Annotated in this window: 12 protein-coding genes and 1 other RNA gene; 9 read left to right on the forward strand and 4 right to left on the reverse strand. The window is 58.5% G+C overall.

The window, feature by feature from the left end; all coding sequences use genetic code 11:
* Positions 1-234 precede the first annotated feature (234 nt).
* The 7 genes from rplM to U873_RS0117375 all read left to right on the forward strand — a co-directional run bounded on the left by rplM (position 235) and on the right by U873_RS0117375 (position 5,109).
* A complete protein-coding gene (rplM, locus tag U873_RS0117345; protein ID WP_007928449.1) occupies positions 235-663 on the forward strand; it encodes a 50S ribosomal protein L13 in 429 nt (142 codons plus the stop codon).
* A gap of 14 nt (positions 664-677) precedes the next feature.
* Complete coding sequence (rpsI, locus tag U873_RS0117350; protein ID WP_025129445.1) at positions 678-1,070, forward strand: 30S ribosomal protein S9; 393 nt, start codon at positions 678-680, stop codon at positions 1,068-1,070.
* Positions 1,071-1,325: 255 nt separating this feature from the next.
* Positions 1,326-1,919, forward strand: coding sequence for a ubiquinol-cytochrome c reductase iron-sulfur subunit (petA, locus tag U873_RS0117355; RefSeq protein WP_025129446.1), 594 nt, complete (start codon positions 1,326-1,328; stop codon positions 1,917-1,919).
* Positions 1,919-3,130, forward strand: a complete 1,212-nt coding sequence (locus tag U873_RS0117360) for a cytochrome bc complex cytochrome b subunit (protein ID WP_025129447.1) — start codon at positions 1,919-1,921, stop codon at positions 3,128-3,130. The genes petA and U873_RS0117360 overlap by 1 nt, the downstream gene beginning before the upstream one ends.
* On the forward strand, positions 3,130-3,909 hold the full coding sequence (locus tag U873_RS0117365; protein ID WP_025129448.1) for a cytochrome c1: 780 nt from the start codon (positions 3,130-3,132) through the stop codon (positions 3,907-3,909). The genes U873_RS0117360 and U873_RS0117365 overlap by 1 nt, the downstream gene beginning before the upstream one ends.
* Positions 3,910-4,064: 155 nt before the next feature.
* Positions 4,065-4,682 (forward strand): glutathione S-transferase N-terminal domain-containing protein, encoded by a 618-nt coding sequence (locus U873_RS0117370; protein ID WP_025129449.1) that lies wholly within the window; start codon positions 4,065-4,067, stop codon positions 4,680-4,682.
* Between the two features lie 16 nt (positions 4,683-4,698).
* Complete coding sequence (locus tag U873_RS0117375) at positions 4,699-5,109, forward strand: ClpXP protease specificity-enhancing factor (protein WP_025129450.1); 411 nt, start codon at positions 4,699-4,701, stop codon at positions 5,107-5,109.
* Positions 5,110-5,164: 55 nt separating this feature from the next.
* Here the strand turns inward: U873_RS0117375 and U873_RS0117380 are convergent, their stop codons facing one another.
* The 4 genes from U873_RS0117380 to U873_RS0117395 form a co-directional block, all read right to left on the reverse strand.
* Entirely contained in the window at positions 5,165-5,743 is a 579-nt protein-coding gene (locus tag U873_RS0117380; protein WP_025129451.1) for a BON domain-containing protein, read from the reverse strand.
* Positions 5,740-6,333: a phosphoheptose isomerase gene (locus U873_RS0117385; RefSeq protein ID WP_015636934.1), complete on the reverse strand. Its 594-nt coding sequence runs from the start codon at positions 6,331-6,333 to the stop codon at positions 5,740-5,742. The genes U873_RS0117380 and U873_RS0117385 overlap by 4 nt, the downstream gene beginning before the upstream one ends.
* 104 nt (positions 6,334-6,437) lie before the next feature.
* Positions 6,438-6,809: a YraN family protein gene (locus tag U873_RS35285; RefSeq protein WP_081818676.1), complete on the reverse strand. Its 372-nt coding sequence runs from the start codon at positions 6,807-6,809 to the stop codon at positions 6,438-6,440.
* Positions 6,809-8,620: a penicillin-binding protein activator gene (locus U873_RS0117395; RefSeq protein ID WP_025129453.1), complete on the reverse strand. Its 1,812-nt coding sequence runs from the start codon at positions 8,618-8,620 to the stop codon at positions 6,809-6,811. Before U873_RS0117395 ends, U873_RS35285 begins: the two co-directional genes overlap by 1 nt.
* A 237-nt stretch (positions 8,621-8,857) precedes the next feature.
* On the opposite strand from U873_RS0117395, the gene rsmI reads away from it, so the two are divergent.
* Together rsmI and rnpB are read left to right on the forward strand one after the other, a co-directional pair.
* A complete protein-coding gene (gene rsmI / locus U873_RS0117400) occupies positions 8,858-9,712 on the forward strand; it encodes a 16S rRNA (cytidine(1402)-2'-O)-methyltransferase (protein ID WP_177330284.1) in 855 nt (284 codons plus the stop codon).
* A gap of 72 nt (positions 9,713-9,784) precedes the next feature.
* Positions 9,785-10,138: RNase P RNA component class A (rnpB, locus tag U873_RS34805), an RNA gene on the forward strand.
* The last annotated feature ends 98 nt before the right edge of the window (positions 10,139-10,236 follow it).

Below are 10,236 nucleotides of genomic sequence, written 5' to 3' on the forward strand. Positions count from 1 at the left end.
GGCAAAACAATCATAAAAGCAGGTTGAAATTTTTTTCGCAATCTGCATAATTCGGCAGCTCTTTCTGCAGTGGAAGTGATGCGCCGCCTGCCGAAGAATCTTGCCGTATACGAGACGCGCTGACCCGAGCCCCCGATAGCGTCTGTGTCCGGCTGCCTTTGACCTTGTCAAAGTAAGCACTATTCAGTAAGATCCGCCGTCTATTTTGCTGGGCGGCCCCTGAGGCTATAAAGAATGAAAACTTTTACTGCTAAACCGGAAACAGTAAAGCGCGACTGGTTCGTCGTCGACGCTGCTGGTCAGACCCTGGGTCGTCTGGCCACCGAAATCGCGAGCCGTCTGCGTGGCAAGCACAAGCCTGAGTACACTCCTCACGTTGACACCGGCGACTACATCGTCGTGATCAATGCCGAGCAGGTACGTGTTACTGGCGCTAAAACCACTGACAAAATGTACTACTCCCACTCCGGTTTCCCGGGCGGTATCAAGTCGATCAACTTCGAAAAACTGATCGCCAAGGCCCCTGAGCGCGTGATCGAGACCGCGGTAAAAGGCATGCTGCCTAAGAACCCGCTGGGTCGCGACATGTACCGTAAGCTGAAAGTCTATGCGGGCGCTGCACACCCTCATACTGCTCAGCAGCCCCAAGAACTGAAGATTTAACGGAATAGTTCATTATGTCGGCGACTCAAAATTACGGCACTGGCCGTCGCAAGACTGCAACCGCACGCGTTTTCCTGCGTCCGGGCACTGGCAACATCTCCATCAACAACCGCACTCTGGAAAACTTCTTCGGTCGCGAAACTGCCCGCATGGTAGTTCGTCAACCGCTGGAGCTGACCGAGACCGTTGAGAAGTTCGATATCTACGTTACCGTCATCGGCGGTGGTGTAAGTGGTCAGGCTGGCGCAATCCGCCACGGTATCACTCGTGCTCTGATGGACTACGACGAAACCCTGCGCAGCGCTCTGCGCAAAGCTGGCTTCGTTACTCGTGACGCCCGTGAAGTTGAACGTAAGAAAGTGGGTCTGCGTAAAGCGCGTAAGCGTCCGCAATACTCCAAGCGTTAATTCGCTACTGCGTTCCAAAAAACGCCCAGCCTCCTTGCGGAGCTGGGCGTTTTTTATTGTCTAGAATTTGCTCTGTGACAACTTGCCACATCCGCGGAGGCCCTATACTGCAAGGCTTCGGGCTTGGCCGGCTTGGTAATTACCTTGTCAGAATAGGGGCTTTTCATTACCATTCGGCAAAATTTTTATAAGTTCAGATTTTTACTTAGTAGATGCCTGATTTAACAGGCCACAAAGCTGATGGGAGAGGACTGAATGAGCAATGACGGCGTGAATGCAGGCCGGCGTCGCTTCTTGGTAGCAGCCACATCCGTGGTGGGTGCTGCTGGAGCGGTGGGGGCTGCGGTCCCGTTCGTGGGGTCATGGTTTCCCAGTGCCAAGGCGAAAGCCGCAGGGGCACCGGTGAAAGTGAATATCAGCAAGATCGATCCAGGCCAGCAGATGATTGCTGAGTGGCGCGGTCAGCCGGTGTTCATCGTCCGCCGTACCGAGGAGATCCTGGGAAATCTTAAAAAGATCGAGGGCCAGCTGTCTGACCCTGACTCCAAGAACTCGGTACAACCAACCTACGTTGATCCGGAAGTGCGTTCGATCAAGCCAGAGATCCTTCTGCTGATCGGTATCTGCACTCACCTGGGCTGTTCTCCGACCTTCCGTCCTGAAGTGGCACCCGCCGATCTGGGCAAGGACTGGGTAGGTGGCTATTTCTGCCCTTGCCACGGCTCCCACTACGATCTGGCTGGTCGCGTCTACAAGTCGCAACCTGCGCCTTTGAACCTGCCAGTACCCCCGCATTCCTATGAGTCGGATGACCTCATTGTCATTGGCGTCGACACGGAGAAAGCGTGATGAGCAAGTTCATGGATTGGGTTGATGCACGCTTCCCCGCGACCAAAATGTGGGAAGACCATCTCAGCAAGTATTACGCTCCGAAGAACTTCAACTTCTTCTATTTCTTTGGCTCCCTGGCGCTGCTGGTTCTGGTCAACCAGATCGTTACCGGTGTCTGGCTGACCATGAGCTACACCCCGTCGGCGGAAGAGGCGTTCGCTTCCGTTGAATACATCATGCGTGATGTCGAGTACGGCGCGATCCTGCGTCTGCTGCACTCCACGGGTGCTTCGGCATTCTTCATCGTGGTCTACCTGCACATGTTCCGTGGCCTGCTCTACGGTTCGTACCAGAAGCCACGTGAGCTGGTGTGGCTGTTCGGCATGCTGATCTACCTGGCGCTGATGGCCGAGGCCTTCATGGGCTACCTGCTGCCGTGGGGCCAGATGTCCTATTGGGGTGCCCAGGTGATCATCTCGCTGTTCGGTGCGATCCCGGTCATCGGCGACGACCTGACCCAGTGGATTCGTGGTGACTATCTGATTTCCGGAATCACCCTGAACCGCTTCTTCGCCCTGCACGTCGTGGCCCTGCCGATCGTGATTCTCGGTCTGGTGGTGCTGCACATCCTGGCGCTGCACGAAGTGGGTTCGAACAACCCGGATGGCGTGGACATCAAGAAGAACAAGGACGAGAACGGCATTCCGCTGGACGGCATTCCTTTCCACCCTTACTACACCGTGAAAGATATCGTTGGTGTGGTGGTGTTCCTGTTCATCTTCTGCTCGATCGTGTTCTTCTTCCCGGAAATGGGCGGTTACTTCCTCGAGAAGCCGAACTTCGAACAGGCTAACGCGTTCAAGACGCCTGAACACATTGCCCCGGTGTGGTACTTCACTCCGTTCTACGCAATCTTGCGTGCGATTCCAGACAAGCTCATGGGCGTTGTCGCCATGGGGGCTGCCATTGCCGTGTTGTTCGTGCTGCCCTGGCTGGACCGCAGTCCGGTCAAGTCCATGCGCTACAAAGGCTGGCTGAGCAAGATCTGGCTGGTGGTGTTCTGCATCTCGTTCGTGATCCTGGGCGTGCTGGGCGTGCTCGCACCGACTCCGGGCCGTACGTTGCTGTCGCAGGTATGTACCTTCCTGTACTTCGCCTACTTCATTCTGATGCCGTTCTACACCAGGCTCGAGAAGACCAAACCGGTTCCGGAAAGGGTGACTGGCTGATGAAAAAGCTATTTGCTGTACTGATTCTTGCTGCTATGCCTGTATTGTCTTTCGCGGCCGAGCACGGCGCCGAGTTGGAAAAGGTCGACATCGATCTGTCTGACAAGGCGGCCATGCAGGATGGCGCGCGTACCTTTGCCAACTACTGCATGGGCTGTCACAGCGCCAAGTTCCAGCGTTATGAGCGGGTTGCCGATGACTTGGGTATCCCTCACGACTTGATGATGAGCAAGTTGGTGTTCACCGGTGCCAAGATTGGCGATCACATGAACATCGGCATGCAGCCTGGAGACGCGAAGAACTGGTTCGGTGCCGCTCCTCCTGACCTGACCCTGGTGGCTCGCGTTCGCGGTACCGATTGGCTCTATGGCTACCTCAAGTCCTTCTACGAAGACCCGGCGCGCCCTTGGGGCGTGAACAACAAGGTCTTCCCGAACGTGGGCATGCCTAACGTTCTGGTGGGGCTGCAGGGTCGCCAGGTGATCGGTTGCAAGCAGGTCCAGATCGTCGAGGACGGCAAGAAGCAATACGATCCGCTGACCGGCACGCCGCTGACTCATGAGGCTTGCGATCAGCTGACCATCAAGGAAAACACCGGTACCCTCAACGAGGCGCAGTTCGACGAGAAGGTCAAGAATCTGGTGACTTTCCTGGCCTACTCGGCCAACCCGGTCAAGCTGCAACACCAGCGCATCGGTACTTACGTACTGTTGTACCTGGCCTTCTTCTTCGTCTTCGCCTATCTGCTCAAGCGCGAATACTGGAAGGATGTGCATTGATAGCGTTTTAAGCATCAGTTGTTGAACGTGCGCGCCCAAGGGCGTCTCTGAAACTGTAACAACCCTGTATCATTCGGGGGTTGTTACCAGAGGCGCCTTCAGGGCGCGCTCGTTTTTTCTGCTTCCGATAATTTCAACAAGCGAGGAGGATCGCCATGGGCGTGACCAATCGGTTGGCCTGTTACTCCGACCCCGCCGACCACTATTCCCATCGAGTGCGTATCGTGCTCGCGGAGAAGGGTGTCAGCGCCGAGATCATCAGTGTGGAGGCGGGGCGTCAGCCGCCGAAGCTGATCGAAGTGAACCCTTATGGGAGTTTGCCTACGCTGGTCGATCGTGACCTGGCGTTGTGGGAATCGACAGTGGTAATGGAGTACCTGGATGAGCGTTATCCGCATCCGCCACTGCTGCCGGTTTATCCTGTGGCGCGAGCCAACAGCCGTTTGCTGATACACCGGATCCAGCGTGACTGGTGTGGTCAGGTCGACCTGATCCTTGATTCTCGGACCAAGGAAGCAGCACGGGTGCAGGCGCGCAAGGAATTGCGTGAGAGCTTGACCGGGGTTTCACCCTTGTTCGCCGACAAGCCATTTTTCCTCAGTGAGGAACAAAGCCTGGTGGACTGCTGCCTACTCCCCATACTCTGGAGATTGCCGATCCTGGGTATCGAGTTGCCGCGGCAGGCCAAGCCGCTGCTTGATTATATGGAACGCCAATTTGCGCGTGAGGCTTTCCAGGCAAGTCTGTCTGGCGTCGAACGCGATATGCGCTGAGGCTTAAGGAGCCGCTATGAACTCCAGTCGACCTTATCTGGTCCGCGCGCTCTATGAGTGGATTGTGGACAACGATTGCACCCCGCACATGCTGGTCAATTCCGATTACCCGGCGGTGCAGGTGCCCCAGGGTTTTGCCAGTGACGGACAGATTGTCCTGAACATTTCTCCCAGTGCCGTTCGTCATCTGCACATGGATAACGATTCAGTGACGTTCGAGGGGCGCTTTGGTGGCGTGCCTCACAGCCTGCATGTACCGGTTGCGGCGATCCTCGGGATCTACGCACGGGAAAATGGTCAGGGCATGGTCTTTGATCTGGAGTCGCCTCTTGATGAGGAGGACGAGATCGAATCCGATGACGATCTACCGCCTGATAATGAGCCGCCGCGCCCTAGCGGTCGGCCCAGTTTGAAGGTGGTCAAGTAATAAAAAAGGCGATCCGGATGGGTCGCCTTTTTTTTGTCTCTGGCTGCGCCTGATGTCAGTCGATGTACTCGAACAGTTTGACGATCTTCTGTACGCCGGAGACGCCTTGCACCAGGTTGGTGGCTTGGGCGGCTTCCTGTTGGGTCAGCAGGCCCAGCAGGTACACGATGCCGTTCTCGGTCACGACCTTGATGCGCGAAGCGGGAATGCTGGCATCGGTGAGCATCTGGGTCTTGATCTTGGTGGTCAGCCAGCCATCGTTCTGGCGTGCCAGAAAGCCTGACGGCGGCAGGACCTGCAACTCGTTATGCACCTTCTTGACGCGCTGGACCTCGCTGGCGGCCTGCTCGGCCATGGCCTTGAGGTCGGGGCGTGGGGTCTGTCCGGCCAGCAGCACGATGCCGTTGAAGCTGGTGACGACGATGTGCGAGGCGTTTTCCAGGTCCGGGTTGGCTTTGGCAACGTTGACCGCGACTTTGGTTTCGATCAGCGAGTCGTCGATCTTGCTGCCAAAGGTACGGGTGCCGCGATCGTCGTCGATGGGTTTGTCGCGGGTGGCGGTGATCACCGAGCTGCAACCAGTGATGCTCAGGCAGAGGGTCAAGGCCAGCAGGCCAAGGCGATTAGGGGTCATTCTTCACTCCCGAACAATTGGCTGTCGATCAAGTCGCAGAGGCAGTGGATCGCCAGCAGGTGGACTTCTTGAATACGTGCGGTGACGGTGGCCGGTACGCGAATCTCGACATCTTCGGGTAGCAGCAGAGAGGCCATGCCCCCGCCATCGCGACCGGTCAATGCTACGACAATCATTTCTCGATCATGTGCGGCCTGGATGGCTTGAATAATGTTCGCCGAGTTGCCGCTGGTGGAAATCGCCAGCAGCACGTCGCCGGGTTGCCCCAGGGCGCGGATCTGCTTGGAGAACACTTCGTTGTAGCTGTAGTCGTTGGCGATCGAAGTGATGGTGGAGCTGTCGGTGGTCAGGGCGATGGCCGGCAGGCTCGGGCGCTCGCGCTCAAAGCGGTTGAGCAGTTCTGAGGAGAAGTGCTGGGCGTCGCCGGCAGAGCCGCCATTGCCGCAGGAAAGCATCTTGCCCTCGTTGAGGAGGGCGTTGACCATGACCTGGCTGGCTTGCTCGATGTGCGGTGCAAGTACGTCCATCGCCTGTTGCTTGGTGTCGATACTGGCCTGAAAAAGCTGGCGAATTCGGGATTGCATGTCCATCTGTGTGACCTTAAGTAGCGCGGCTTGGTGGCACGTAAATGTGCAGCCCGCAAAGCAAAGAGCAAAAAAGTTGAGTGAAAGTAGGTGCGGCCTGAGGGCGTCTTTCAGCTGTCAAAGGCATTGCGTAGCCAGTTCAAGCGGGCTTGCGCACCTGCGGCGCCGTCAATGGCGACCGCGTCGAAACGGCAGGGGTGGTTTGACCAGCGTGACTCGCTTTGCAGAAAGATCTGCGCGGCAAGGATCAGTTTTTGGCGTTTGCGCCCATCGATACTGTCCAGAGCGCCACCCCATTGCCTGTGTTGTCTGTAGCGGACTTCGACGAATACTACTGTATCGCCGTCAAGCATGACCAGATCAAGCTCGCCGCGTTTGCACAACCAGTTCTGCGCCAGCAGGCGCAGTCCTTGCTGTTGGAGATGCCTGAGCGCTTGGCTTTCGGCATCTCGTCCGCTTTGCTGGCTTGATCCCTGAGGCATTAGCGCGGCGTGTCGGGCAGGCGAGTGACCTGGCCGCTGACGAACTTGGCCCAGGGCAGCTGGCGCTCGATCCGCTGGCCTGCAGCCATGCCCAGGCTGCCGGACTCGCCTTCGATCCGGCTATCTGGCAGGGCCTTGAGCTGGCCCAGGCGTGGTGCCAGGCGGTAGGCGTCGACACCCATGGCATACAGGCGGCCGAGGCTGCCGCCGGCCTGGGGCCATTGTGCGGTGACCTGGCGACGCAGCGGGCTGTTGGCATCCAGCAGCCACGGAGTTTCGCAGAACATCACGCCGTTCATGTCGTTGTACTGGTTCACATCGCCGCTGGCGCTGAACACGTTAGAGGTGGCGTACACCGGAACGTCACCAGCGTACTGGAAGTTCAGGGTCGGCTTGATCTGTTGCGCCTGTTGCGGCGTGGAAGCGAGGAAGATGAACTCGATGTCCTGGCGGCGTGCCGGCTGCGCAGCAACCTGGGTGCCTACGGTGCTCTGCAGGCTCTTGGCGCGACCTTCGCTCTGGCGGAGCTGGAACAGGTCGGCAATCTGCTGGGCCAGGGCAACGGGTTGGTCAACCCGTTCAATGCCAATTACGCTGCCACCGTTGGCTTCCCAGTCCTGGCGGAAGGCCTTGAGTACGCGATCGCCCCATTCGCCTCGAGGGACCAGCGCTGCTGCACGATGCAGACCGTCGGCGCGGGCGCGGCGGGACACCTCACGAGCCTCGTCTTCGGCAGCCAGGCCGAACTGGAACAGTTGCGCGGGGCCTTGTTCGCCCTCGCTGTAGTTCAGGGCCAGCGTGGTGATGGGCAGTTGCGGGCGGGCGGCAAGTTGTTTGACCAGTGGTTTTTCCAGTGGGCCGACTACCAGTTGAACGCCGGCGGCCTGGGCCTTGCGGTAGAAGTCATCCACAGAGGTCAGGCGCGAGCTGTCATAGAACTCGATGCTTGGCGGGTTCTGGCCGGCTTGCTGGGCTTGGTAGTGAGCGGCCATGAAGCCTTCACGCAGGGCCTTCGATACCGAGGCCAGAGGGCCGTCCTGTGGCAGCAGCAAAGCGATTTTCGACACTGGCTGGCTGGCCAGTTCCTTGAGCTTGATCAGGGGTTGTGGCAGTTGCACGGCAGCAGGGTGCGCAGGGTTTTGTGCGCGCCAGCTATCGATGGCTGCTTGTTGCTGTTCCAGGGTGCCTGCGGTCTTGACGGCGAGGGCCAGACTCATCCAGCCGGCCAGGTTGTCGTTCCCGGTGGGCTGCAGTTGATCGGTGGGTAATGCAGCAATCAGGGTCCAGATCGCTTCGTGGTTTTTGGCTGCGGCATCATCTTTGAGCAGGGGCGCGAGCAGGATCCGTGCCTTGGCGGCTGCCAGTGTCTGGCCGTCGGCCTCCAGGGCGCGGGCCTGGACGCTGCCAGTGCGGATCTGCTGGCCTGCCGGCAGTTCGCCCAGGTGTTGCAGGCTGGGGTGGCTCAGCGCAGTCAGTGCGGCTTTGGGTTGATTGCGCACCATGGCCAGTTCTGCGGAGAGGGTGCTGGCGAAGATCTGCTGGGCAGGTTTGAGTGAATCCAGTGGTACTTGCTGGAGGATTTGTCCGGCGCGCCCGGCGTTGCCTTGGCGATAGGCCAGGTCGGCGGCGCTCAAGCGCAGCAAGGCTGCCTTGTCCGGGCTTTTGCTGGTGGCGGCCTGCTCGAGCAGTTGCTCGATGCTGGCATCCGGTGTCCGTGGAAGTTCGCCAAGGCTGGAAGAGGGCGAGCTGGCGCAAGCCACCAGAAGGGTAGCCAGGCAGAGGGCGAGAAACAGCCGCAGGCAAGCGATCATGTAAGTGTTCCTGATACTCGATCAAATGAGCGTGGAATTGTACCCAAGCGCTGGCCGGGGCGCGATGTTGCTGGTGATAAACCGTCTATTTAACGGCTGCAAATGTTGCCGTGGCGCATAAAAGGCCACAAAGGCTTGGGAGGTTGAGCGATTGTGACGCGTCTTGTGGGTGCCTCAACGCGCTACAATGGCGCTTTTGCCGATCAAGAGGTGTGCGCTTTGACTGCTCCAGGTCCTTTGAATTCCGCTGCGGGTTCGCTTTATGTGGTGGCGACGCCCATCGGCAACCTGGACGACATCAGCGCCCGGGCCCTGAAGTTGTTGCGTGAGGTGTCCTTGATCGCTGCCGAGGATACTCGGCACTCCCAGCGCCTGATGCAGCACTTCGGTATCTCTACGCCTTTGGCGGCCTGCCATGAGCACAACGAGCGTGATGAAGGCAGTCGTTTCATCACTCGCCTATTGGCGGGGGATGACGTGGCGCTGATCTCCGATGCCGGAACCCCGTTGATCTCCGATCCGGGTTATCACCTGGTGCGCCAGGCGCGGGCGGCAGGGATCAATGTGGTGCCGGTCCCAGGCGCCTGTGCGCTGATCGCGGCATTGTCGGCGGCGGGGCTGCCGTCTGATCGATTCATCTTCGAGGGGTTTCTGCCGGCCAAGGCGGTTGGGCGTCGGGCTCGCCTGGAGCAGGTAAAGGAAGAGCCGCGCACGCTGATTTTCTACGAGGCGCCGCATCGAATCCTCGAGTGTCTGCAGGATATGGAGCTGGTGTTTGGTGGCGAGCGGCCAGCCCTGCTGGCGCGCGAGTTGACCAAGACCTTCGAGACCCTGAAGGGCTTGCCGCTTTCCGAGTTGCGTCAGTTCGTCGAGTCCGACAGCAATCAGCAGCGCGGCGAGTGCGTGGTGCTGGTGGCGGGCTGGACGGCGCCGGAGAGTGATGAGGCGATCAGTAGCGAATCGATGCGTGTGCTTGATCTGCTGCTCAAGGAAATGCCCCTCAAGAGGGCCGCGGCGCTGGCGGCGGAAATCACCGGTGAGCGCAAGAATGTGTTGTACCAGGTGGCCTTGAATAAACAGAAAGAACAATAAATTGCGTAGCAGGGTGGCCAAAGGCTTTTAGCGCTTGTTCTTAGGCCGCTCTGCCGTTAACCTGCGCGGCGGAGAGTCGATTGGACAGTCGCTGCCCTCTATGAAAATTAGAGGGGGGAGGAAAGTCCGGGCTCCATAGGGCGGAGTGCCAGGTAATGCCTGGGGGGCGTGAGCCTACGGAAAGTGCCACAGAAAATAACCGCCTAAGCACTTCGGTGCCGGTAAGGGTGAAAAGGTGCGGTAAGAGCGCACCGCACGTCTGGTAACAGTTCGTGGCTAGGTAAACCCCACTCGGAGCAAGACCAAATAGGGTTCCAAGGCGTGGCCCGCGCTGGAACCGGGTAGGTTGCTAAAGATGTCCAGTGATGGCCATCGTAGAGGAATGACTGTCCTCGACAGAACCCGGCTTACAGATCGACTCTCCACCTTTTCCCTCCCTGCTTGAATCAATAGCAGAAGCGTTCTGGTAATACCGAAAAATTCTTACTCTTAACAAATCACTTTAACTTCGTGCTGTAGCTCAA

It is taken from the genome of Pseudomonas sp. PH1b (assembly GCF_000633395.1).
Taxonomy (GTDB): Bacteria; Pseudomonadota; Gammaproteobacteria; order Pseudomonadales; family Pseudomonadaceae; genus Aquipseudomonas.